Origin of the sequence: Pragia fontium, assembly GCF_900638655.1 — a bacterium.
Taxonomy (GTDB): Bacteria; Pseudomonadota; Gammaproteobacteria; order Enterobacterales; family Enterobacteriaceae; genus Pragia; species Pragia fontium.
This window is the reverse complement of sequence record NZ_LR134531.1, coordinates 3,864,576-3,889,180: the sequence shown is the minus strand read 5'-3', so window position 1 is coordinate 3,889,180 and position 24,605 is coordinate 3,864,576. Positions and strand designations below refer to the sequence as shown.

General features: G+C 47.0%; 20 protein-coding genes and 4 tRNA genes. 16 read left to right on the top strand and 8 right to left on the bottom strand.

Features of this window, described 5'->3' with window-relative positions; translation table 11 throughout:
• Positions 1 to 7 precede the first annotated feature (7 nt).
• Positions 8 to 736 carry a lipopolysaccharide N-acetylmannosaminouronosyltransferase gene (wecG, locus tag EL341_RS16850; protein ID WP_047782378.1) on the top strand — a complete coding sequence of 243 codons (729 nt, stop codon included), beginning with the start codon at positions 8 to 10 and terminating at the stop codon, positions 734 to 736.
• A gap of 353 nt (positions 737 to 1,089) precedes the next feature.
• On the opposite strand, the gene sstT is transcribed toward wecG, so the two are convergent.
• The gene (sstT, locus tag EL341_RS16845; RefSeq protein WP_047782377.1) at positions 1,090 to 2,352 is read right to left on the bottom strand and encodes a serine/threonine transporter SstT; all 1,263 of its coding nucleotides are present in this window, start codon (positions 2,350 to 2,352) and stop codon (positions 1,090 to 1,092) included.
• A gap of 362 nt (positions 2,353 to 2,714) precedes the next feature.
• On the opposite strand from sstT, the gene EL341_RS16840 reads away from it, so the two are divergent.
• From EL341_RS16840 to EL341_RS16825, 4 genes are all read left to right on the top strand, one after another.
• A tRNA-Arg gene (locus EL341_RS16840) sits at positions 2,715 to 2,791 on the top strand.
• A gap of 65 nt (positions 2,792 to 2,856) precedes the next feature.
• Positions 2,857 to 2,932 (top strand) — tRNA-His (locus EL341_RS16835).
• 33 nt (positions 2,933 to 2,965) lie between these two features.
• A tRNA-Leu gene (locus tag EL341_RS16830) sits at positions 2,966 to 3,051 on the top strand.
• Between the two features lie 50 nt (positions 3,052 to 3,101).
• A tRNA-Pro gene (locus tag EL341_RS16825) sits at positions 3,102 to 3,178 on the top strand.
• 189 nt (positions 3,179 to 3,367) lie between these two features.
• Here EL341_RS16825 and EL341_RS16820 read toward each other — a convergent pair.
• From EL341_RS16820 to hemC, 5 genes are all read right to left on the bottom strand, one after another.
• Positions 3,368 to 3,748 (bottom strand): DUF1294 domain-containing protein, encoded by a 381-nt coding sequence (locus EL341_RS16820; protein WP_126468188.1) that lies wholly within the window; start codon positions 3,746 to 3,748, stop codon positions 3,368 to 3,370.
• A gap of 585 nt (positions 3,749 to 4,333) precedes the next feature.
• Positions 4,334 to 5,515 carry a protoheme IX biogenesis protein HemY gene (hemY, locus tag EL341_RS16815; protein WP_074824577.1) on the bottom strand — a complete coding sequence of 394 codons (1,182 nt, stop codon included), beginning with the start codon at positions 5,513 to 5,515 and terminating at the stop codon, positions 4,334 to 4,336.
• Positions 5,516 to 5,517: 2 nt separating this feature from the next.
• Complete coding sequence (hemX, locus tag EL341_RS16810; RefSeq protein ID WP_047782374.1) at positions 5,518 to 6,711, bottom strand: uroporphyrinogen-III C-methyltransferase; 1,194 nt, start codon at positions 6,709 to 6,711, stop codon at positions 5,518 to 5,520.
• Between the two features lie 17 nt (positions 6,712 to 6,728).
• Positions 6,729 to 7,472 carry a uroporphyrinogen-III synthase gene (hemD, locus tag EL341_RS16805; protein ID WP_126468187.1) on the bottom strand — a complete coding sequence of 248 codons (744 nt, stop codon included), beginning with the start codon at positions 7,470 to 7,472 and terminating at the stop codon, positions 6,729 to 6,731.
• Positions 7,469 to 8,410, bottom strand: coding sequence for a hydroxymethylbilane synthase (gene hemC, locus EL341_RS16800; protein ID WP_074824586.1), 942 nt, complete (start codon positions 8,408 to 8,410; stop codon positions 7,469 to 7,471). The genes hemD and hemC overlap by 4 nt, the downstream gene beginning before the upstream one ends.
• Positions 8,411 to 8,761: 351 nt before the next feature.
• Here hemC and EL341_RS16795 point away from each other — a divergent pair, with 351 nt between their 5' ends.
• Positions 8,762 to 11,317 carry a class I adenylate cyclase gene (locus tag EL341_RS16795; protein WP_126468186.1) on the top strand — a complete coding sequence of 852 codons (2,556 nt, stop codon included), beginning with the start codon at positions 8,762 to 8,764 and terminating at the stop codon, positions 11,315 to 11,317.
• A gap of 56 nt (positions 11,318 to 11,373) precedes the next feature.
• On the opposite strand, the gene cyaY is transcribed toward EL341_RS16795, so the two are convergent.
• Complete coding sequence (gene cyaY, locus EL341_RS16790) at positions 11,374 to 11,697, bottom strand: iron donor protein CyaY (RefSeq protein WP_047782370.1); 324 nt, start codon at positions 11,695 to 11,697, stop codon at positions 11,374 to 11,376.
• A 78-nt stretch (positions 11,698 to 11,775) separates the two neighbouring features.
• Here cyaY and lptM point away from each other — a divergent pair, with 78 nt between their 5' ends.
• From lptM to EL341_RS16745, 9 genes are all read left to right on the top strand, one after another.
• Positions 11,776 to 11,964, top strand: a complete 189-nt coding sequence (gene lptM / locus EL341_RS16785) for an LPS translocon maturation chaperone LptM (protein ID WP_074824592.1) — start codon at positions 11,776 to 11,778, stop codon at positions 11,962 to 11,964.
• Positions 11,965 to 12,077: 113 nt separating this feature from the next.
• Positions 12,078 to 13,328, top strand: coding sequence for a diaminopimelate decarboxylase (gene lysA / locus EL341_RS16780; protein ID WP_047782369.1), 1,251 nt, complete (start codon positions 12,078 to 12,080; stop codon positions 13,326 to 13,328).
• A gap of 116 nt (positions 13,329 to 13,444) precedes the next feature.
• The gene (dapF, locus tag EL341_RS16775; protein WP_126468185.1) at positions 13,445 to 14,269 is read left to right on the top strand and encodes a diaminopimelate epimerase; all 825 of its coding nucleotides are present in this window, start codon (positions 13,445 to 13,447) and stop codon (positions 14,267 to 14,269) included.
• Positions 14,266 to 14,985, top strand: a complete 720-nt coding sequence (locus tag EL341_RS16770; protein ID WP_126468184.1) for a DUF484 domain-containing protein — start codon at positions 14,266 to 14,268, stop codon at positions 14,983 to 14,985. Before dapF ends, EL341_RS16770 begins: the two co-directional genes overlap by 4 nt.
• Positions 14,982 to 15,908 (top strand): tyrosine recombinase XerC, encoded by a 927-nt coding sequence (xerC, locus tag EL341_RS16765; protein ID WP_074824603.1) that lies wholly within the window; start codon positions 14,982 to 14,984, stop codon positions 15,906 to 15,908. Before EL341_RS16770 ends, xerC begins: the two co-directional genes overlap by 4 nt.
• Positions 15,908 to 16,624 carry a 5-amino-6-(5-phospho-D-ribitylamino)uracil phosphatase YigB gene (yigB, locus tag EL341_RS16760; RefSeq protein WP_047782365.1) on the top strand — a complete coding sequence of 239 codons (717 nt, stop codon included), beginning with the start codon at positions 15,908 to 15,910 and terminating at the stop codon, positions 16,622 to 16,624. Before xerC ends, yigB begins: the two co-directional genes overlap by 1 nt.
• A gap of 43 nt (positions 16,625 to 16,667) precedes the next feature.
• Positions 16,668 to 18,830 carry a DNA helicase II gene (gene uvrD, locus EL341_RS16755; RefSeq protein WP_047782364.1) on the top strand — a complete coding sequence of 721 codons (2,163 nt, stop codon included), beginning with the start codon at positions 16,668 to 16,670 and terminating at the stop codon, positions 18,828 to 18,830.
• A 519-nt stretch (positions 18,831 to 19,349) separates the two neighbouring features.
• Complete coding sequence (corA, locus tag EL341_RS16750; protein WP_047782363.1) at positions 19,350 to 20,300, top strand: magnesium/cobalt transporter CorA; 951 nt, start codon at positions 19,350 to 19,352, stop codon at positions 20,298 to 20,300.
• A gap of 216 nt (positions 20,301 to 20,516) precedes the next feature.
• Positions 20,517 to 21,515 (top strand): AbrB family transcriptional regulator, encoded by a 999-nt coding sequence (locus tag EL341_RS16745; protein WP_232036623.1) that lies wholly within the window; start codon positions 20,517 to 20,519, stop codon positions 21,513 to 21,515.
• On the opposite strand, the gene rarD is transcribed toward EL341_RS16745, so the two are convergent.
• Complete coding sequence (gene rarD, locus EL341_RS16740) at positions 21,507 to 22,397, bottom strand: EamA family transporter RarD (protein WP_047782361.1); 891 nt, start codon at positions 22,395 to 22,397, stop codon at positions 21,507 to 21,509. The genes EL341_RS16745 and rarD overlap by 9 nt on opposite strands.
• 368 nt (positions 22,398 to 22,765) lie before the next feature.
• Here rarD and recQ point away from each other — a divergent pair, with 368 nt between their 5' ends.
• Entirely contained in the window at positions 22,766 to 24,595 is a 1,830-nt protein-coding gene (gene recQ / locus EL341_RS16735; protein WP_074824613.1) for an ATP-dependent DNA helicase RecQ, read from the top strand.
• Positions 24,596 to 24,605: the final 10 nt, after the last annotated feature.

Below are 24,605 nucleotides of genomic sequence, written 5' to 3'. Positions count from 1 at the left end.
GAAGGGTGTGAATATCACTAAGTATAGTATTCGCGGTATTGATATATCGGGCTTTCGCGATATGTCCCAGTTTGTCGATTATCTGTTTAGCGATGGCGATATGAAAAATGGCACGCTGGTGGCGATAAATGCAGAGAAAGTCATGACAGCCGAGCAGGATAAGCCCTTACGTGAGTTAATTGATGCTGCAGAATATAAATACGCCGATGGCATTAGTATTGTTCGCTCTATCCGTCGTAAGTACCCGGATGCAAACCTGCAACGTATTGCCGGCGCCGATCTCTGGGAAGCGCTAATGGAGCGTGCGGGGCAAAAAGGGATACCGGTTTTTCTGGTTGGTGGTAAGCCGGAAATACTGGCAGAAACCGAACAGAAGCTAAAAAGCCAATGGAATGTGAATATCGTTGGTAGTCAGGATGGGTATTTTAAGCCAGAAGATCGTGATGCCCTGTTTGAGCGAATTTGGGCCAGTGGCGCTAAATTTGTAACCGTAGCAATGGGCTCGCCAAAACAAGAGATGTGGATGCGAGACTGCCGCAAAGTGTACCCGGATGCTTTATATATGGGCGTTGGCGGTACATATGACGTATTTACTGGTCATGTAAAACGCGCACCGAAAGCCTGGCAGAATATGGGGTTAGAGTGGCTTTATCGTTTATTGTCGCAACCAACGCGCTGGCGTCGTCAGTTTAAGCTACTTAAGTATGTGGTTTATCACTACACCAATCGTTTGTAATTTTGCTATTAAATATAATAAAAAAGGCCATAGGGCCTTTTTTTTAAATCAGATGTAGTGAATATTCCGGTCGTCACTTATGTTGAGAAATATGATCATCACGAGCGACCGGTTAAGCGTATATTTCGGCTACAGAGTGCTTCGGGCCTAGGTTTCTTAGGGGCACTCCGGCAGCTAAAGCTGCTACGACCCCAACAGAACCCTCTCCCTCAGGTTGAGAATATGAGGACTTTGTCATTAATTTTTTGGATATTGGGGTCATAAAAGTTTGGCAGAATATTTGCTGGATCTTAGATGAAAGACCTGCCGCTCTCACCGAATAGAGAGCGGCAGATTTGAATTGCCAGAATAAATCAGCTTTCTTTCACTTCAACCGAGTTCACGGATGCTGCATCAGCTTCTTTGCGTTCTTCAGCTATGCACACGGCGGCGATAAATACCACATCGGTGGAGGAGTTAATCGCTGTTTCTACAGAGTCCTGAAGTACGCCAATAATGAAGCCAACGGCGACAACCTGCATAGCAATTTCGTTTGGAATACCAAACATGCTACAGGCGACTGGGATAAGCAGTAGAGAACCACCGGCAACGCCCGATGCGCCACAGGCACATATTGAAGCGATGATGCTTAATAACAGCGCCGTTGGAATATCAACCTCAATGCCCAATGTGTTAACTGCTGCCAGGGTTAACACAGTGATAGTCACTGCTGCACCAGCCATATTAATTGCCGTGCCCAGTGGTACGGCAACGGAATAGGTTTCTTCTTTTAGCTTCAGTTTCTTACATAACGTCATATTCACTGGAATATTAGCGGCGGAGCTACGGGTAAAAAATGCCGGAATACCACTATCGCGCAGACAGGTTAGTACCAGTGGGTAAGGATTTTGACGGGTAATGACAAAAGTAATCAGCGGGTTTAGCACCAGGGCAACCACTGCCATACAGCCAATAAGTACAGCTAGCAGATGAGCATAGCCGCGAAACGCGGAGAAGCCGGTATCTGGATCGGACAGCGTCGCTGAAACCAAACCAAAAATCCCGATTGGCGCAAAACGAATAACCAGACGGACAATAAAGGTGATGCCGTATGAGAGGTCGCTGACCACCAGTTTTGTTGAATCGGAGGCATGGCGTAGTGCGACGCCTAAAGCGATTCCCCAAACCAGTAAGCCGATATAGTTTGCTTCTAGCAGGGCTCTAATCGGGTTATCAACCATTTTGAACAGGACTGCATGCAGAACTTCTACTACGCTGCCTGGCGGTGTGATAGAGGCCTCAGTATTGGCCAGAATTAGCGTAGATGGAAACAGAAAGCTGCCCAGTACCGCGATCAGGGCGGCGGAAAAGGTACCAATCAGATATAAAACGACAATGGGTTTCATATTGGTTTTTTGTCCTTGCTTATGATTAGCAATGGAGGACGCCACTAATATAAAAACCAGAATGGGGGCTACGGATTTCAGGGCACCGACAAACAGGCTACCTAAAAGACCAACTGACTGAGCAGTGGAGGGAGATAGCAGCGATAAAGCTATACCTGCCAGTAGTCCGATTAGAATTTGGGTAACGAGGCTGCCGCGAAGAAAGCGTAATGGTTTGTTTAAAGTACTCACTATGGATGGATCCCTAAGATATATTTCCTAAGCCTATACTTCCCGACAGATTTTATAGTCAATAACATTTCAGCACCGCATAAGGGTGATATTGTCTGACGGGAAATGTGTGTTTGCTTTTATAAGTTATGCGGATGGTCTTTTTTACCCGCTAGGGCAGACTTTAAAAGAGGTTGACGCTTTCTGGAAGTAAAATTAGTCATAATGATAAATTAATTATCTAAAAAGGAAGGTTTGGCTTTGTTTTATGATAAAAAAATGGCCGGATCGTTGATGAAGTGAGCAATTAATAAAATTCCTGAAAAAAGGGCTAGACAGATGGTTCTGAAATCCGTACTATCCTCACCGCAACGGCGCACTGCGCGCCCGTAGCTCAGCTGGATAGAGCGCTGCCCTCCGGAGGCAGAGGTCTCAGGTTCGAATCCTGTCGGGCGCACCATAAAACAGTGCACAGGGCTGAGATGATATCCGAGGTTTGGATACCGGGTTGAGCAAGAATTTATGGTGGCTATAGCTCAGTTGGTAGAGCCCTGGATTGTGATTCCAGTTGTCGTGGGTTCAAGTCCCATTAGCCACCCCATTATTTGTTAGAGTTAGATATTTTTGTGTTATTGCGAAGGTGGCGGAATTGGTAGACGCGCTAGCTTCAGGTGTTAGTGTCCTTCGGACGTGAGGGTTCAAGTCCCTCTCTTCGCACCACACGAATGTCTAGATTCTTATGAATAAGAAAGAAAAAGAAGTAACAGAATCGGCGAGTAGCGCAGCTTGGTAGCGCAACTGGTTTGGGACCAGTGGGTCGGAGGTTCGAATCCTCTCTCGCCGACCAATTTCAAGAAAACCTGCTTTAATAGCAGGTTTTTTTACGTCTGTGGTTTATTGAGGATGAGAAGCTCCGGAAGGAGGTCGACAAATCCGTTGGGAACGGATTTGCACGTCACGTAGTGACGCCCGTAGGGCGAGTATCAGGATGATACGAGTGAATCCTCTCCCACCGATCAATTCAAGAAAACCTACTTTAATATCCCGCCATCGGCTGCTGTATTATCCACCAGGCCAACGCCAGACAATTGATAATCACCGTTGGCCAGAACAGCAGTTGGAATTTGGTTTTACTGGTTTTGTGACGGTATATCTGCTGAGCTACCAGGGCCCCCGGCCATCCACCAATAAGCCCAAGCCATAGTAGCGTGCTTTCTTTTACCCGCCATTCATCGTTTTTTGCAGCTATTTTATCTCTGAGATAAAAGATAAAAGCCAGCAGGCTGGAAAGGATATATAAAAAGAGCAGGGTGACAGGAATTTTGCCAAGCCAGAAACTTACCGCGATAACAAGGGCAAAGACAGCAACAAAAAGCATTATTCCTTTATCGAAGGATGGGTGAGTCGGTTTACTCATGTGTCGTTGATCCTTATGCTTTTTATTTTGAATTGTCGCCGGTTAAAGACATTTAACGTATTGATTATAAATGAAAAATATATAATGATTATACGCTGTCTCTAAACGGAGACGACTTATTTATTCTTCCGATAGTATGGTATGACAAACACCATAATTTCTTCTTGGATGAAGATAAAGAATTAATCATTATTAATCAATTTGTTATATGATTTTTTCAGGGAAAATTATAAATAATGAGAAAACTGGCACGAACCATGCAATATCTAGTTTGTAGATGCTCATTCACCTTTTTATGATAGTCGATTTAAGGATCGCTTCATAAGCCTATCGAATGATGCAGAGCCGAGTAATGGTGTCTATCGTCTAGCCTTATGATGACATTGTCATCAAACATTAGACATAACGTTGAGTGAGACACCGCCATGTTGTCCTTTGACCTGATTTTTTTCTCACACTTGCCTAAATAGGCAAGTGTTTTTTTTGCCTGAAATTCAGCAACACTGTGATTTTTATCAGATTGATGGGGAAATTTTAGAGGAAGGCAGAAAAGTAAAAGCGGGCTGAATAGCCCGCTCTGGTGTTTTATTTAACCGTTAACGCTAGCCCCTGTCGACGCATTTGAGCGGCTTCTTGGGGATGATTAAGCTTATCGAAGGTATCAGCCAGTAAGGCGAAATCTTTAGCATTTGGCTGTTGTTCAATAGCCTGTTTCAACGCTTGATTAGCCTGCTGCCATTCGCCATGCTGGATTAGTAACCGCCCCAGCGTGCTGTTTAATAATGGTGTGGCACCATGTTCTTTAATCTGCATTCTGAGCTCTTTCTCTAATGGCTCAGGGTTACCCGTGTGCAGCTTCTGAATTAACAGTACCAGTTTTTCATCATATTGATGTTTCAGACCGTCCAGAATGATTTTTTGGGCTTGTTCATTGTCATCGCAATCAATAAAGTGCGAGGCAAGTTCAACCTGTAAGGTTCGGTTATTGCGGACTTTACGAGGCTGATCTTTCCACCACTGTTTTAGACCTTCGCTGCCCCCTTCAGATATCGCTTGGTTCATTAAACCGATATAAGCATCAAGGCGTAATGTTTCCAACGTATCTTCATCGTAAAGCTTGGCTTTCTCAATGGAGGGAATAATCTCCAATAGGGAAGCGTAGCCACCGGTTTTCAGATAGGCCTGTTGAGCAAGACGCAGAACTTCAGGATGGCGTGGGGCATCGTTTAAGAGCTGATCGACACCATGGCGTGCGGCATGGTATTCCCCCTGCGCCAGCTGAATGCGTACGCGGGTGATATCGACCGGTAACTGGTCAGTATCGGCCAGTTCTGCTGCGCGGGTCAGGTAATCATTAATTCGTTTGGTATCACCGTTTTGCTGAGCAGCCTCTGCCGCTAACAGATAGTTAACCACTGGCTGTTCTGCATGATCGGCGTTGCGCGTCAGCAACTTCTCTACTTGATTAAAGTCACCTTCAGTGAGTTTTAACATCGCTGCACGAGTTTGTTTACGGGCCCGAGTGCTTTTACGGCCAATAAACCAGCCTTTAGTGCGTGAACTGGTGTGGAATACGCGGCGTAAAACCCATTCCAGACAAAACAGAGCAATAAACAGTATCGCAATGAGAATAGCCAGACCGGTGACGCTCATTTTAATATCGTAGTTATCGGTTTGAATCAGTACCGAGCCCTGATGTCCGGCCAACATGGGGCCCAACGCTATGCCTGCAACCAGTATTAACAGTAAAAAGAGTAGTCGCAACATGCTTAACCCTCCTGATTACTGGCTGGAGCAGGAGTTGCTGCTGCTGGCTCTGGTGCCGGAGCGGCAGGGGAAATATCGCGGGTACGATTTCTGGTTGCCGTATCCAGTAGCCTTAGGCTCTTTAATTCTTTAGGTAAATCCAAATTCACTGATTGTTGGCTAAGCTCATCAAGCTGGCTCAAAAATGCTTTGGTAGATGGATGATCTGGCTCAAAATAGGCGCGAACCCAAGTCGATACGCTTTCCAGGGATTGCTTATAAATTTCACCCTGATGACGAGAAACTGCGCGGGCGGCAATCAGCAGCTTTAAGCGTAGGTTTTCTCTTAAATAGGTGTCCTGATCCGGAGTTAATAGCGGGCTGGTCAGCTCGTTATCCGGCACATTACGGGCACGAATGGTAATAAATTCGGACATGAAGTTATTCCAACTGTGCTTCAGATTTTGGCGCCAGTCTTTAATATTCTCACTAACCTGAGTTGCACCTTGCTCCAGTGGGGTATTATCCCAGTCGGTGCTGGCAGATGGCAGGTTCATAATCTGATCGGATAGTTCGTTCAGCGTTAAAGCAATACCATCAAAATCAATCTGACTAACGTTAGAAATGGCGTTGATATCCTGAATAATTGCCTGACGTATTTCATTCAGGCTAGGATCATTCATCTCTGCCAGCGACTTATCCGCGCTTTTCAGCATATTAGCCGCGGTGGCGATATCTTGATCAATCCATAATTTACGGGCTGCCATTTTGACCAGAAAATCCGCTTCCGATAAATGCCATATTTTGGCATCACTGGCGGCAATTGCGCTGACTTTGTTTTGTAATTCTTGCAGAACTGAAGACTGGGCAGTGAGTTGGCCGGTCTGAGTGGCTAATTTCTGCTCGGTATCTTTTAATTGTTGAGTCAGTTCATTTTGTGCAGTCACCAGACGGCTGTCTTCTTGCGATTGTCCTGATTTCAGAGCATCGATTTGAGCCTGTAATTGCTGAATAGTTGCTCGTTGGGATATGGCCTGTTGATGCCCGTGATAGTAGAGTCCACCGCCGAGCGCAATAACCAACGCTATAGCAATCGCGCCTAATGCAACACCTGAGCGGCTACCCTGCTTAGCTGGAGGTGTTTTGGTGCTCGTTTCTTTTTCAGTTGACACTTTCTTATGCTCAACTGGTGCTGATGGGGTCGTTGAATCCGTCATCTTGGCACATCCCATAGTTAAATTTGTTGTAGTGCGCGAAGTAGCGCATCATTATCTGCATTATCTGCAATGTGACATTGCGTCCAGCCTAAATTTTTGGCTTGGTCGGCAAGCCGTTCACTGACGATCAGTAAATGGCAATTGAGTAACCAGTTACGATAACCTGTAGGAACAAGTTCGTACAGTTGTTGTAACATTTCTCCACTGGTAATTACCAGTATGTTAATACTTATCTGTTGCCAATATTGACAAAGATCGTCGCCATGATAAGCGATTGGATTACGTTGATAACACTCGCAAAAAGTTACGCTCGCCCCGCGTTTTTGCAGGGTTTCAGCCAAAAGCTGACGACCGCCATTCCCGCGTAATATCAGGATGTTCTTTCCTGCCACGTGCTGTAATTGAGGTAACTCTAGCAGTTGCTCACTGATTTCGCGACCTTCAGGCCAATGAACCGTGAAGCGTGTGGCTTGCTGTAATTCAGTTGCTGTTTTATAGCCAATGGCAAAATATCGACAATTTTCAGGCCAACTTTGCTGTTTATGCTTCAGTAAATCGTGTGCGTAGTGCACCGCATGCTGAGAAGCGGCAATGATAATGTCATCTTCCCGGAGATTGGCCAGATAATCAGGTAATTTATCCAGTTCGCGACCTGGGCTAAAGGTGATCAGCGGCGTGTGATAAGCCTCTCGCCCTTGTTCTATGAGTTGTTTAACTAACGCCTCACCCATAGGTGAAGGGCGAGTTATCAATATACTCATTTCGTGGCGTTATCCTGATAAACTCGCTGTAGGATTTCATCTGCACCCTGACTCAGCAGCTCTTCAGCCAGAGCAATACCCATTTTTTCGGCATCCAGTGCTGGTCCGCGACGTTCACCGCGAATAACTTTACTGCCGTCGGGATCGCCCACCAATGCTCTCAGCCAAAGAATGTCTCCATCCAGCTCAGCATAACTGCCGATAGGTACCTGACAACCACCCTCCAGACGCTCATTCATTGCTCGCTCGGCCATAACGCGTACTTCCGTTATCGCATGATTCAGCGGTGCCAGCAGTTTACGGGTCACTTCATCGTTCAGGCGGCATTCAATACCGACGGCTCCCTGACCGACTGCCGGCAGAGATTCTTCTGGCGTCATATAGCTGCTGATACGATCTTCCATCTTCAGGCGTTTCAGGCCAGCCGCTGCCAGAATGATGGCATCGTAATCGCCATTATCCAGCTTACTCAGACGCGTACCTACGTTGCCGCGCAGGTCGATTATCTTTAAGTCTGGACGACGAGCACGTAATTGGCATTGACGACGCAGGCTGGAGGTTCCAACTACGCTGCCTGCAGGCAAGTCATCCAGTGAGTTGAAATGGTTGGAAACAAACGCATCGCGTGGATCTTCACGCTCACAGATCGTGACTAAGCCCAACCCTTCAGGAAAAGCAACAGGAACGTCTTTCATGGAGTGAACGGCGATGTCGGCACGACCTTCCAATATGGCTACTTCCAGTTCTTTAACAAATAACCCTTTGCCGCCAACCTTAGCCAGCGGTGTATCCAAAATGATATCGCCACGGGTGACCATGGTGATTAATTCAACGGTAAGACCAGGATGGCAGGCGAGTAAACGATCCCGGACGTAGTGTGCCTGCCATAACGCTAAAGGGCTCTGACGGGTTGCTATGCGGAGAATATTATTAGACATGCTTTATCGTTACCTTGTTATTTTATGGCGTTATTCTATCAGTTGGTGTCAGGAGTGTCAGCGCACCTAAATAATTATCACTATTTGCATACGCTTTGAAATCAGGGAGTTTTGCTGAAACTATTTATTATTCAGCACGAAGGCATGAAATTTACCTCTAATGTTGTATTGAACTATGCAAAAAATAGCGTAGGAATTGATGTGGCAAGGTGCCAATATCTTTACGCCTTCCTCACAAGGTGTTAAATTGATCACGTTTTTGGCAATCAGTGATCGATTGTTTTTGCTATTTGATGAGCAACCAGAATGTGGTTCCTTTAATCAGCGTAGGAATTAATCAGGCAAACCGTCTTGCACCCTAATATAACTTTATTAAAACAGCGGTTGGATGCGTTAAATCAATTGCGTATCGATCGTGCTATGGCGAATATGGGGTCTGCTTTTCAGCAGGTATATACGCTGCTGCCTATTTTTCTGCATTATCATCACCCGAAAATGCCTGGTTATCAGGATGGCATCGTGCCACATGGTATCTGTGCTTATATTCCTAACGAAGCTCAAGCGCTGTATCTGACAGATTTCTGTCGGATGAATGATATTCCTCTGGCTCCCCATTCAACCCAGGCGTTACCCATTACTGGCGTCTACAGTATGGGCAGTACTTCTTCTGTGGGCCAAAGCCAATCTTCCGATTTGGATATCTGGATTTGCCACCAGTCATGGCTAAATAGTAATGAACTAACTATTTTGCAGGCGAAATGTTTACTGCTTGAGCAGTGGGCGGCTTCTTTAGGGATTGAAGTTAACTTTTTCCTGATTGATGAAAATCGCTTCCGTCAAAATCTAAGTGGTAAATTGGACAGCGAAGACTGTGGTTCAACGTTACATATTCTGTTGTTGGATGAGTTTTATCGCAGTGCGGTGCGGTTAGCCGGTAAGCCGATATTATGGAATGTGGTTCCCGCCGATCGTGAAATGGACTACGAAGAGTACGTTTCAGAACTGTTTACCGATGGTTCACTTAAGCGCGATGAGTGGATTGACCTTGGTGGTCTCGGCGCATTGTCCGCCGAAGAGTATTTTGGTGCCAGTTTATGGCAGCTGTATAAAAGTATAGATTCACCTTATAAAGCGGTATTGAAAACGCTGTTGCTGGAGACTTATTCATGGGAATACCCACAGTCTCAATTGCTGGCGCTGGAAATAAAAAGAAGGTTGCACAATGGTGAGCTGGACTCGTTTAGTCTGGATGCTTACTACATGATGCTGGAGCGGGTGACTACCTATTTGCAGGCGATTGGTGATGATGTTCGTCTGGATCTGGTTCGCCGTTGTTTCTATTTGAAAGTGTGTGAGCGTTTGTCTGAACCCGTTGCAGTGATTCCTGTCCAGGGTAACTGGCGGCGGGAAATTTTGAATCAGCTGACCAACGACTGGGGCTGGGGTTCCGAATGTCTTGAGATATTGGATAATCGGGAAAACTGGAAAATAGAGCGGGTTCGAGAAGCCAACAACGAACTGCTGGATGCCCTGATGCAAAGCTATCGCAATCTTATTCGCTTTGCCCGCCGTAACAATTTAAGCGTGAGCGCAAGTCCACAGGACATTGGTGTGCTGACCCGTAAGTTGTATGCGGCTTTTGAGGCGCTTCCGGGCAAAGTGACCTTGGTTAACCCCCAAATATCACCTGACTTATCAGAGAAAAACCTGACGTTTATTCAGGTGCCTATCGATCGTGCGAATCGGGCAGGCTGGTATCTTTATAATCAGGCGCCGACGGTGGATGCAATCATCGGTCACCAACCTCTGGAATATAACCGCTATCTAAGTAAGTTAGTGGCCTGGAGCTACTTTAACGGCCTGCTAACGCCAGAGACCCAGCTACACGTTAAGAATAGCCAATACTGTCATACCGAGAAGCTACAGGCTTTTGTGGCTGATATTGCCCGTCATTTCCCATTAAGAGTGCCGGCATCCACGCCTAAGGCGTTGTATAGCCCCTGTGAGATTCGCCATTTAGCGCTAATCGTTAACCTTGAGAACGATCCGACTGAATCACTGTTTCAGGACGCGCAGCCGTTCGATCTGGGTAAGTTAGATGTGTTTAGCTTCGGTAAACAGGAACAGTGCCTGATTGGTAGTGTAGATTTATTGTATCGTAACTCATGGAATGAAGTTCGTACTCTTCACTTTAGCGGCAGTCAGGCGGTGATTGAAGCGCTGAAAACGATTTTGGGTAAAATGCATCAGGATGCCGAACAGCCAGAATCAGTTGAAGTTTTCTGCTACAGCCAGCATCTCAGAGGTTTGATTCAGACTCGTCTACAGCAGCTGGTTTCTGAATGTATTAGCCTACGTTTATCCAGCAATCGCCAAGAGCCAAACCGTTTTAAGGCGTTAAGGTTATCGGGCCAAACCTGGGGTTTGTTTTTTGAACGTTTAAGCGTATCGGTACAAAAGCTGGAGAATGCAGTGGAATTTTACGGTGCTATCTCCAACAATAAGCTGAACGGTATTCCGATTCAGCTAAAAACCGGCGAAGAACATCTACCTGAAATTATTGATGGTTCTGCCAGTGAAGGGATTATTCAGTTTTTCTTTGAAGATACGGAGAAAGGCTTCAATATTTATATTCTTGATGAGTTAAATCGGGTTGAAGTGTATTTGAACTGTCAGGGATGTATTGAAGAGTTGGTATGTGACGTCAGCCGGTTCTATGCCTCTTCCCATGAACGGTTTACTTATGGCTCCGGTTCAGTCAACTTTAACCTGCCGCAATTCTCTCAAATTGTGCAGGAAAATGGCGAATCACGCATTGTTCCTTTCAATAGTAACTCAATTTCTCCGTTGAGTGCGCCAACGGTACCGGTTACCAAGAAAGACATCATCCTCAGTCACACGTTTTAATCTGCCCAATACCTCATTGAGTTATCAGGCAGTCATCATACTGAATGGTGGCAGGATTAATTGCGTAAAAATACATTTTCTCCAGATTGCTCAGTACAGGCTTCCGACAGTACGGCGAAAAATTCCTGACCGCTGCGATCGCAAAACCACTGACCGTCACGATAGTCAAAATGGTATCCGCCACTTTTGGTTGCCAGCCATACTTGATGCATAGGCTCTTGTTTATTAATGATAATCTTACTTCCATTATCAAAGGAAAGTGACATAACCCCGCCATTGATTTCACAATCAATGTCGGCATCGCTGTCAATATTATCAATCGCTTCATCGATGTTGTGCATTAGCTTCTCAGCCAATTGGTGAAACTCAGTATCATTCATATTCAGAATTCCTATTGCTTTTCGTGATCTAGCTGCGATTATAGAGGGCTAAACAAAATGAATCACAGGCTTATTTCAATGAATACACTTTTTCGTTGCTCATTAGTAGTACTAACAACCTTTTGGCTTGCCGGATGTGGTCTAAAGGGGCCGTTATATATGCCATCCGATGAGCCGCCTAAAAAAGAATCTCCGTTAAAAGCGGAGCAACCGAAACCTGAACAAACTGAAAATAACACTCAGGTTGGTAACGCCTCTGCAAAATAAGTGCTGAACAAGTATCAGCAATGGGTTAATTCTTGTGGAGTTGTTAACGGACAGGGCGACAGACAAGCATTTCGGGTAATACCCGTAGTATAAAACAGATTAGGCAAAGCATTATGGATTACTTTAATTACAAAGATGGGCAGTTATACGCTGAAAATATGCCGGTAGCTGAATTAGCAGCGCGCTTCGGAACACCGCTTTATATTTATTCCAGAGCGACGATTGAGCGGCACTGGCATGCATTTGACAATGCTTTGTCTAACCACCCACATCTGATTTGTTATGCTACTAAAGCAAATAGTAATCTGGCTTTTTTAAATATTCTGGCGCGTTTAGGTTCCGGTTTCGATATCGTTTCTCAGGGCGAGCTGGAACGAGTACTGGCTGCCGGTGGCGATCCCGCGAAAGTTATTTTCTCTGGGGTGGCAAAAACCGAAGGGGAAATGCGTCGGGCGCTGGAAGTAGGGATTCGCTGCTTTAACGTGGAATCGATCCCCGAATTACACCGCTTGAATAGTGTGGCTGGTGATATGGGGCTTAAGGCACCGATTTCTCTGCGGATTAACCCAGACGTTGATGCCAAAACTCACCCGTATATTTCCACCGGTCTGAAAGAAAACAAGTTTGGTATTAGCTATCAGATGGCTCGTGAAGCTTACCGCTTGGCGAGTACTATGGAAAATATCAATATACAAGGCGTAGACTGTCATATCGGTTCACAATTAACTGAGCTTTCTCCTTTCCTTGATGCTGCCGATCGCATGTTAGTGCTATTAGACCAGCTGGCTGAAGATGGTATCACTATTCACCATCTGGATCTGGGGGGAGGGTTAGGCGTACGCTATGACGATGAAACGCCGCCTGAACCTATGGAGTACGCGACTGCACTGCTAGAGAAGTTGAAAGGGCGTGAAAATCTGGAACTGTGTTTTGAACCTGGTCGCGCCATTGCAGCGAATGCTGGCATTATGGTGACCCAAGTAGAATATCTGAAAGATCAGGACGACCATCATTTTGCCATTGTGGATGCTGGAATGAATGACCTGATTCGTCCATCTCTCTATGAGGCTTGGATGAAGATTATTCCGGTTATTGAAAACGGGGCCGGACAGCGTCAGGTTTATGATGTTGTGGGCCCGGTTTGTGAAACCGGTGATTTCTTGGGTAAAAAGCGTGAGTTGAGTTTAAATCAGGGAGACTTACTGGCGGTACGCAGCGCGGGCGCTTATGGTTTCAGTATGAGTTCAAACTACAACACCCGCTGTCGTGCGGCTGAAGTTATGGTTGATGGCGATCAAGCATACCTTGTGCGCGAGCGCGAACGCTTTGAAGATTTATGGCGCGGTGAGCATTTGGTGAAATAATATATAAATAGAAGTACGTTTTCTGGTTTCGCGCTAAAGGATAGCAGGCCCGGCAAGACGAGAATTTAATCGGCGACAATCGGTGAGATATAACGTTGTCGCAAGTGGGGTATGAAATGCAATTCTCCAAAATGCATGGCTTAGGCAACGATTTTATGGTTGTCGATGCGGTGACGCAAAACGTTTATTTTTCACCAGAGCTAATCCGCCGTCTGGCCGATCGCCATTATGGCGTCGGCTTTGACCAGTTATTGGTTGTTGAGGCGCCTTACGATCCTGATTTGGATTTTCATTACCGAATTTTTAATCCCGACGGAGGCGAAGTCGCCCAGTGCGGTAATGGCGCTCGCTGTTTTGCTCGTTTTGTTCGCTTGAAAGGACTCACCAATAAACGGGATATTCGGGTTAGCACCCAAAATGGCCGTATGACGTTATCGGTCAGTGAAGATGAACTGGTAACCGTTAATATGGGGGAGCCTGACTTTGAGCCCTCTCGTATTCCATTCCGTGCGGCTAAAATGGAAAAAACTTATATTCTCCGGGCAGCAGAGCACACGGTATTTGGTGGTGTTGTTTCGATGGGGAATCCACACTGCGTATTGCAGGTGGAGAATGTGGATCTGGCTAATGTCGAGCAGCTTGGCCCACTGTTGGAAAACCATGAACGTTTTCCTGAACGCGCAAATATTGGTTTTATGCAGGTTCTTCATCGCGGCAGCATTCGTTTAAGAGTCTATGAACGCGGTGCCGGAGAGACGCAAGCCTGCGGTAGTGGCGCTTGTTCAGCGGCGGCGGTGGGAATGATCCAAGGGCTGTTAGATGATAAAGTGAATGTTGAACTTCCTGGGGGCAGCCTACAGATTGCCTGGAAAGGCCCCGGACATCCGCTTTATATGGTTGGTCCTGCAACGCATGTTTATGATGGGTTTATTCACTTATGAGTAATGGAATAAAAGAAGATGGAACAGCATCAGGAACGGAGTCGGTTTGCCTTAGTGATGAGCAGGTCAGCCAGTTTTTGCTGAATAATCCAGATTTTTTTATCCGCAATGCTTTGCAAGTAGAGCAAATGCGGGTGCCGCATCCAGTCAGAGATAGCGTTTCCTTAGTTGAATGGCAACTAAGCCGCCAGCGCAATCATATTCAGCAGTTGGAAGAAGAGATTACGCTGTTGATGGAGCAGGCGAGTGCCAATGAAATTTTGTTTACTCGTCTGATCAATTTACAGAGTGAATTAGTACAGGCAGACAGCCTGCAAAACTTGCTCTATCGCCTACAGCATTGGGCGCGTTCACTCGGTCTGGCGGATGCGACTATCCGTTTGTTCAGTGATAAATGGAAATTGGGCGCTCCTTCCGACTTTACTCATTTGGCGATTTCTCAGCAGGCATTTGAGCCCATGAGAATTCAGCGGCTCGGTAATCGCAATCAATATCTCGGGCAGCTTAATGGCCCGGAAATCCTACTGTTAATGCCAGAAGCTAAAATGGTGGGCTCTGTCGCGCTGTCTTTGTTGGGTAAGTGGGGCTCTCAGGGAATGGTGATATTTACCAGCCGCGATCCTCAGCACTATCAGCAAGGTATGGGAACACTGATTCTCGATCAGTTGAGTCTTTTTTTACCCGGCTTGCTGTCCCGTTGGATAGAGCCGATATGAGTGAACGAACTGAACCATTAACCTGCCCCTCTTTACAACAGCCCGTCGATAACTTTCTGCGTTATCTCAGGGTTGAACGCCAGCTTAGCCCCTACACATTAAAAAGCTATCAGCGACAGTTGGCGGCACTTATTGACCTACTGGTGAATATTGGTCTCACCGATTGGACTAAGTTGGATGCGGCAGGTGTGCGTATGCTGGTAACACGCAGTAAGCGTTCAGGTTTGGAGTCAGCCAGCCTGGCGCTCAGGCTATCTGCCCTGCGTAGCTTTTTAGACTGGCTAGTTGGTCAGGGGATAATCGGTGCTAATCCGGCTAAAGGTATTTCTACCCCGCGTAAAGGTCGGCACTTACCCAAGAATATGGATGTTGATGAAGTTAATCATCTGCTGGATATTGACCTTAATGACCCATTAGCGGTGCGCGATCGCACCATGCTGGAGTTGATGTATGGTGCCGGACTGCGACTGTCAGAGTTGATTGGACTGGACTGCCGTCAGGTTAATCTGGATGCGGGTGAAATTCGAGTGGTGGGTAAAGGCAGTAAAGAACGCAAGCTACCGATTGGACGAATGGCGGTTACTTGGTTAAACCGTTGGCTGCCGATGCGTGAATTTTATGCTCCCGACGATGATGCGCTGTTTGTTTCTAAACACGGCAACCGCATCTCCGCCCGTAATGTTGAAAAGCGCTTTGCGGAATGGGGCGTTAAGCAGGGCATAAGTAGTCATGTTCACCCACATAAACTCAGACACTCATTTGCTACTCATATGCTGGAATCCAGCGGTGATCTGCGCGCAGTACAAGAATTGTTGGGACATGCGAACCTGACAACCACTCAAATCTATACCCATTTGGATTTTCAGCATTTAACTAAGGTTTACGATGCTGCTCATCCGCGAGCTAAAAGAGGGAAGCCCTGATGCATTTTTACCGGCCTTTGGGGCCGATTAAGGCCTTAACCTTCGATCTTGATGATACGCTTTACGACAACCGTCCGGTTATTGAACGTACTGAAGTAGAAGTGATTAACTTTCTGCGGCAGCAGTTTCCCCAACTGGCCGATATGGATCGCGAAGGGTTTAGCAAAATCCGTGCACAGCTACTGGAGCAGGAACCGGATATTTATCATGACGTCAGCGAATGGCGGCGACGTTCATTTGAGGTCACTTTACGGCTTTACGGTTACAGCGATAGCGATGCGGCTGACGGTGCGGCGTTGACGATGGATCACTTCAGTTACTGGCGTAGCCGCATTGAAGTACCACCATCCACCCATACCACCTTAAGCCTATTGGCAACGCGTTATCCGTTGGTGGCAGTCACTAACGGCAATGCTAACCCTGCGCTGTTTGGTCTGGGAGACTATTTCCAATTAGTGCTGCGGGCCGGTCCGGATGGTCGCGCTAAGCCTTTTGGTGATATGTATTTAAACGCCGCTAGCCAGCTAAAGCTGGCACCAGAATATTTACTTCACGTTGGGGATGATTTAATCACCGATGTGGCCGGTGCGATTCGCCACGGTCTTCAGGCATGCTGGATTAATGACCGAAATCGTAACCTGATGCATGAATCCACTGGCTGTTTATTACCGCATATTGAAATTTCTCGGTTGGATTCATTGTGTCGGTTGATATAATCTATCCATTCATCTGTATAAATTACCAGTATATGGCCTAATAATGGACGTTTCCTACCTGCTAGACAGTTTAAATGACAAACAGCGCGAAGCCGTTGCGGCTTCCCGTACCAATATGCTGGTGCTTGCCGGTGCGGGCAGTGGGAAAACTCGAGTATTAGTACATCGTATTGCCTGGCTGCTATCGGTTGAGCACTGTTCTCCTTATTCCATTATGGCGGTGACGTTTACCAATAAGGCTGCGGCGGAGATGCGTCATCGTATTGAACAGCTGATTGGTACCAGCCAAGGGGGAATGTGGATCGGGACGTTCCATGGTCTGGCTCATCGCTTGCTGCGGGCTCATCATCTTGATGCCAATCTACCGCAGGATTTTCAGATTCTGGACAGTGAAGATCAGCACCGCTTGCTTAAGCGTATTGTTCGAGCGCTGAATCTGGACGAGAAACAGTGGGTTCCTCGTCAGGCCATGTGGTATATCAACAATAAAAAAGACGATGGCCTGCGACCTCAGCACATTGATACTTACGGCAACCCGACGGAAGGTACTTGGTTACGCATTTATCAGGCCTATCAGGAAGCCTGCGATCGTGCCGGTTTGGTAGACTTTGCCGAATTACTGCTGCGAGCCCATGAACTGTGGCTGCATAAACCTCAGATACTCAACCATTATCGGGAGCGTTTCACCAATATTCTGGTGGACGAATTCCAGGATACTAACCGCATCCAATATGCTTGGATCCGCATGTTAGCCGGAGACACTTCCAAAGTAATGATCGTGGGTGATGACGATCAGTCAATTTATGGCTGGCGCGGTGCTCAGGTAGAGAATATTCAGCGTTTTCTGGATGATTTTCCCGGTGCTGTCACCGTCCGTTTGGAACAGAACTACCGTTCAACCAGTAATATACTGAAGGCGGCTAACGCGCTAATAGCCAATAATGACGGTCGATTAGGGAAAGAACTCTGGACTGACGGTGAGCAGGGCGAACCTATTTCTTTGTACTGTGCGTTTAATGAGTTGGATGAAGCCCGTTTTGTGGTTAATCGAATTAAGACTTTTCAGGATGGCGGCGGTGCTTTAAATGATTGCGCGATCCTCTACCGTAGCAACGCACAGTCGCGGGTGCTGGAAGAAGCGTTATTGCAGGCTTCGACGCCTTATCGTATTTATGGTGGTATGCGCTTCTTCGAGCGACAGGAAATCAAAGATTCGCTGGCGTATTTACGTTTAATCTCCAATCCTAATGATGATGCGGCTTTTGAGCGCGTAGTAAATACGCCAACCCGCGGCATTGGCGATCGGTCTCTTGACGTTATCCGTCATGCGGCTCGCGATCGTCAGGTTACTCTATGGCAGGCTTCGGTTGCTTTATTGCAGGAGAAAGTATTTGCGGGCCGGGCTGCCGGGGCAATTCAGCGATTTATTGAACTGATTGAAGCGTTAACTAATGAAACCGGTGAATTGCCTCTGCATGTTCAGACCGATCGAGTGATTCGAGATTCTGGTCTGCGTCAGATGTATGAGCAGGAGAAGGGCGAGAAAGGCCAAACTCGGGTCGAAAACCTGGAGGAACTGGTAACGGCAACCCGTCAGTTCAGTTTTCAGGACGAAGATATGGATCTGTCGCCGTTACAGGCATTCCTCTCCCATGCTGCGCTGGAAGCAGGAGAAGGTCAGGCGGATGCCTATCAGGATGCGGTTCAGCTCATGACATTACACTCGGCTAAAGGGCTGGAGTTTCTACAGGTGTTTATTGTCGGTATGGAAGAGGGGATGTTCCCAAGTCAGATGTCGCTGGATGAAGGCGGCCGACTGGAAGAGGAACGCCGTCTGGCCTATGTTGGGGTAACCCGGGCAATGCAGAAGCTAACGCTGACTTACGCGGAAACTCGCCGTCTGTACGGGAAAGAGGTTTATCACCGCCCATCGCGCTTTGTTGGTGAACTGCCGGAAGACTGTATTGAAGAAGTCCGTCTGCGTGCCAGTGTGTCGCGTCCGGTTAGCCATAGCAGAATGGGCACACCAATCAGCCAGAATGATAGTGGCTATAAGCTGGGGCAGCGGGTTAACCATCCTAAATTTGGTGAAGGCACAATTATTAATCTGGAAGGCAGTGGTGAACATGCTCGTCTGCAAATTGCTTTTCAGGGTGAAGGCATTAAGTGGCTGGTGGCGTCATACGCCCGACTGGAAGTGCTGTAGTTTTGGCGATCGGCGTCGTGGTACGGCGCCGATCGCTGTTTTCTTTCCTCTCTTGATTTTTTCATACCCGAGCTTCAGCGTAATCACACCTATTTTTATTCTATTTAATGTGTATCAGTGATTTACACTGCAAATTCTTTATAAATTAATTAGTTGATGGATAAATTATATTATCTGGTTATGATATATACTGAGTTTGGTGCATGAATGTACAAGAAAAGTTGTTCGGTAGTTGACAGAGTTTTTCCGGAAGGCGTAACATGCGCGCACTATTTTCCTATAGGGGCAACAGCTTTGGACATTCCCAGTCGATACTGGCTCAATGATCTTTTAATTAAGTTCAACTTCTAAGGCTATCCCTTTTTGCTGATAGCCTTCGTGGTTGTCAGCGACCTCTAATATTATCCCGTCGCTAGTGAGCTAGATGTAGTCTAGGTCTGATTGACTCGGTTATTGCCGTCACTTCAGATTGTTCAATGTGCGTAGTCCATTTCACCACTGCAAAAGAGGGATGACGCGATGTTAAGCGCATTTCAATTAAATAAGTGCTATTTATCCCGTTTAGAACTGGACGAAGGTGACAAGCTGACCGATTCCGTATGGGTCGATCTGGTGGAACCCGAGGATGAAGAACGGGAACGGGTTCAGAATGAGCTTGGCCAGTCTTTGGCTACGCGGCCAGAACTGGACGATATCGAAGCATCGGCACGTTTCTTTGAAGACGAAGACGGTCTGCATATCCACTCCTTCTTTTACTATGAAGATGCTGAAGATCGCGGCGGTAACGCCACGGTGGCATTTACCATCCGCGATGGTCGCCTGTTTACTTTGCGTGAGCGGGATCTGCCGGCATTTCGTCTTTACCGTATGCGCGCCCGTAATCGGGCGATGGTTGACGGTAATGCTTATGAGTTATTACTCGACCTGTTTGAAACGAAAATTGAACAGCTGGCGGATGAAATCGAAAATATTTACAGCGATCTGGAGTCTCTGAGTCGGGTGATTATGGAAGGCCATCCGGGCGAGGGTTACGATGAAGCGCTCTCTACCTTGGCTGAACTTGAAGATACCGGTTGGAAAGTTCGCCTGTGTTTGATGGATAGCCAGCGCGCGCTAAACTTCCTGGTGCGTAAAGCGCGGTTACCGGGAAATCAGCTCGATCAGGCGCGTGAAGTGTTGCGAGATATCGAATCGCTGCTGCCGCATAATGAATCTCTGTTCCAGAAAGTTAACTTCTTGATGCAGGCGGCAATGGGCTTTATTAATATCGAACAAAGCCGCATTATTAAAATATTCTCGGTGGTATCGGTGGTGTTCCTGCCACCAACGTTAGTGGCTTCAAGCTACGGGATGAACTTTAAGTTTATGCCAGAGCTGGACTGGTCATTTGGTTATCCGGCGGCGATTGGCTTAATGGTTGCTGCGGCACTTGCACCTTATCTTTATTTTAAAAGTCGTAATTGGCTCTGATACCCTGTTTTGTCAAAGAATTACCGTACGATGAGTATTAAAGTTGGTTTGTATAAAACAGCTTGATATTGATCGGCGGTAATTTTATTTTGGTAATACCGCTGACGTTATAACCGTCGTGTTCGTTAGTTATTGGGATTTGTAACCGTGGCAAAGCGCTCGTCCGTTTTTCAATGGGTTATTCTGTTTGTCCTTTCGTTATCACTATCATTGGTTATGCTGCGGTTTCATATACCGGCCGCGATGCTGCTTGGGCCAATGGTGGTCGCGGTGACAATGAGCCTCTGTGGCGCAACGGTGCGTATCGATAATCGATTTTTTATCTCTTCCCAAGCCATTATTGGCTGCATGATTGCTCAAAACCTTTCCTCCTCTATTCTGGTCTCCCTCGCTGCTAATTGGCCGATTGTTTTATTTATTTTGTTGGCAACGTTGTTCGCCAGCGGCTTGTCTGGCTGGCTGTTAGTACGTTTTAGCCATTTACCGGGCACCACCGGCGCGTGGGGTTCATCACCGGGTGGCGCTGCGGCTATGGTCGCCATGTCTGAGGATTACGGCGCTGACGTGCGTCTGGTTGCCTTTATGCAATACCTGAGAGTGTTGTTTGTGGCGGGTTCTGCGGCGTTGGTGGTGCGTATCTCAATGGGGGGAAACGCTCAGGAGATTGTGCAGGAGTTAGTTTGGTTTCCTCCTTTAAGCTGGGACTTCGCTGCGACGCTGGCATTGGCAGGAATCGCCGGGTGGTTGGGACGTCGGTTGCGTTTTCCTTCCGGAACGATGCTGTTTCCGATGCTTATTGGGGCGGGGTTGCATGCCGGTGATGTTTTAACGATACAGTTACCGGAATGGTTACTGGCAATGGCTTACGCTTTTATTGGTTGGAGCGTAGGGTTGCGCTTTAACCGCGCGGTTTTTTTGCTGGCGTTGAGAACGCTGCCGCAAATCGTCATATCAATATTAGGGCTGATGTCGTTATGTGCCCTGATGGCGCTGGCGTTGACCAAAGTATTGGATATGGATTTCTTGACCGCTTATCTGGCGACTAGCCCAGGTGGGCTGGATACCGTGGCGATTATTGCTGCCGGTAGTGGGGCTGATATGTCTTTTGTGATGGCGATGCAGACGCTACGCTTGTTTAGTATTTTGATGACCGGCCCGGCGATGGCGAAGTTTATTTCCCGCCACGCGCAGAGACGGCCCGATCCATTAGCGTAATCTTCTTTGATGGTACAACGCATCCAGTACGAATATGGCCAGAGCCGCCCAAATAAAGCCGAAGGTAATTAGTTTTTCCGCGCCAATGGTTTCACCGTAAAAAACAATCGCCAGAAAGAACACCATTGTTGGTGCCATATACTGAAAGAACCCTAGCGTCGACAGGCGTAATTTGGTGGCTGCTGCGGTAAAGAACAACAGTGGAATGGTGGTTATCACCCCAGCAGAAACCAGCAATGTATTCAGTGACCAGGTATTTTGGCTTAAGTGACTGGTTGGCGTATCGGCAATAAAGAACAAATAGATAATGGCGACGGGAAGCAACCACAGCGTTTCAAACAACATACCGGTTTGCGAGTCCACGGCAATTTTTTTCCGAATCAATGCATAAAAACCAAAGGAAAAAGCCAATATCAGACTGATATAGGGAATTGAGCCAAATTGCCAAAGCTGAATGGCAACGCCGGTAAAAGCCAGCGCTACGGCGACCCACTGCATGCGTCGAAATCGCTCTTTAAGAAATATCATACCCAGCAGCATACTGACCAGCGGATTAATAAAGTATCCCATACTGGCCTCCAGCATATGATGGTTATTCACCGCCCAAATATAGGTTAGCCAGTTGCAGCCAATCACCACAGCGCTGATGGCCAGCATTAATATTTTCTTTTTATGGTTTAACCATAGCTGCTGAACTGATCCCCACTGTCGTCCGAAAGTGATAAGCAGCAACATAAAGAAAAATGACCAGATAATACGGTGGGTGAGTATTTCATTGGCGGGAACATTCTCAATCAACTTAAAGTAAACGGGGGCGATTCCCCAAATAAAATAAGCGGCTAAAGCGAATAGTATGCCTTGGCGAGTTTGTTGCGATTCCATGAAATACCTTGTTTGCATATACAGAGAGTAGAATTTGCTAGTGTACCCTATTTTTCCTATTTTTTTATGACTGAAATTTGGGTGAGTTATAGGATAAATGAGTAGAGATATGGCGAAAATTTTTATAAATATCGTCTGATATCTGTTGAGCGCAGTATGGCGATGCTGCTTATCACTTGTTGATTAAAATCCTTTATGTATAAGCATGTTAATTGCAGGTTAGTTCCCTCTTTTTAAGTATGGCGGTGATATTTTTTGTCTGAATATTGCGGCGTACGTTGCTTTTTATTTTTTTACTTTCCATTAGGGACGACAAACGCCGCGAATCAGCCTAAAATACCCCCCATTACCAGTAACAGGGGATTAAGGTGTCAACTGCGGTTGTTATCAATTCGGAAGCTTTAGCCGCACAGGTATTACGTGACACCTTTGGCTATCATCAATTTCGTCCAGGTCAGCAGGAGATTGTCTGTGAGGCCGTTTCGGGGCGCGATTGTCTGGTAGTGATGCCGACCGGCGGCGGTAAATCGCTATGCTATCAGCTTCCGGCTCTGTTGCTGGACGGTATAACGCTGGTTATCTCTCCGCTGATCTCCCTGATGAAGGATCAGGTGGATCAATTGCGGGCAAACGGTGTTTCTGCCGGTTGCCTCAATTCCAGTCAGACGCGAGAGCAACAGTATGAGGTGATCTCCGCCTGCCGTAGTGGTCAGATGAAGCTACTGTACGTCGCCCCTGAGCGACTGATGATGGATAACTTTCTTGAACAGCTTAGTGGCTGGAATCCATCGTTACTGGCCGTTGATGAAGCTCACTGTATTTCCCAGTGGGGGCACGATTTCCGTCCGGAATACCGTGCCCTTGGCTCCTTACGCAAACATTTTCCTAACCTACCGTTTATAGCCTTAACGGCAACGGCGGATGAAACGACCCGTCAGGATATTAATCGCTTATTGGATTTACGCGATCCGCTGATTCATATCAGTAGCTTCGACCGTCCCAATATTCGCTATACCCTAATGGAGAAGTTTAAACCTACCGATCAGCTATTACGCTATGTGCAGGATCAGCGCGGTAAAAGCGGCATTATTTACTGCAATAGCCGCAAGAAAGTAGAAGATGCGGCGGCACGATTGAAGGCTAAAGGCCTCAGCGTGGCGGCCTATCATGCCGGAATGGATAACGATAGCCGAGAGGCGGTTCAGGAAGCCTTTCAGCGTGACGACCTACAGATTGTGGTGGCTACCGTAGCGTTTGGTATGGGGATTAACAAACCTAACGTGCGCTTTGTGGTGCATTTTGATATCCCACGCAATATTGAATCCTACTATCAGGAAACAGGTCGCGCGGGGCGCGATGGCTTACCTGCTGAGGCTATCCTGTTCTATGACCCAGCGGATATGGTTTGGCTGCGCCGCTGCCTGGATGAAAAACCGGAAGGGGCATTACAGGACATAGAACGGCATAAGCTGAATGCAATGAGCGCCTTTGCCGAAGCACAGACCTGTCGTCGATTGGTGCTGCTGAACTACTTTGGTGAAAGTAAGCAGCAACCGTGCGGCAACTGTGATATTTGTCTCGATCCGCCGCAACGCTATGATGGTTTGGTGGATGCCCAGAAAGTACTTTCTTGCGTGTACCGAGTGGGTCAACGTTTTGGTATTGGCTATATTGCGGAAATTCTACGTGGGGCTAATAACATGCGTATCCGCGAGTTTGGCCACGATAAACTGCCGGTGTACGGTATTGGTAAAGATCAGAGTCATGAACACTGGGTTAGCGTGATACGTCAACTGATTCACTTGGGATTGCTGACGCAAAATATTGCCCAGTTTTCTGCATTACAGCTTACTGAGGCCGCGCGTCCGGTTTTACGTGGTGAAACGCCACTGCAACTGGCGGTGCCGAGGTTGTTGAATCTTAAATCACGTAGCAGTTCTGCCTCGAAAAGCTTTGCTGGCAACTATGACCGTAAGCTGTTTGCCAAATTACGCAAGCTGCGCAAGTCGATCGCGGACGAAGAGAATATTCCGCCCTACGTGGTGTTTAATGATGCCACTTTGTTAGAAATGGCAGAGCAACAGCCAACCCGTGAAAGTGAACTGTTATCGGTAAATGGAGTGGGTTATCGCAAGCTGGAGAGGTTTGGGCAACCATTCCTGACGTTGATTCGCGATCATTTAGTCAGCCCAGATTAGCGTTTTTTGA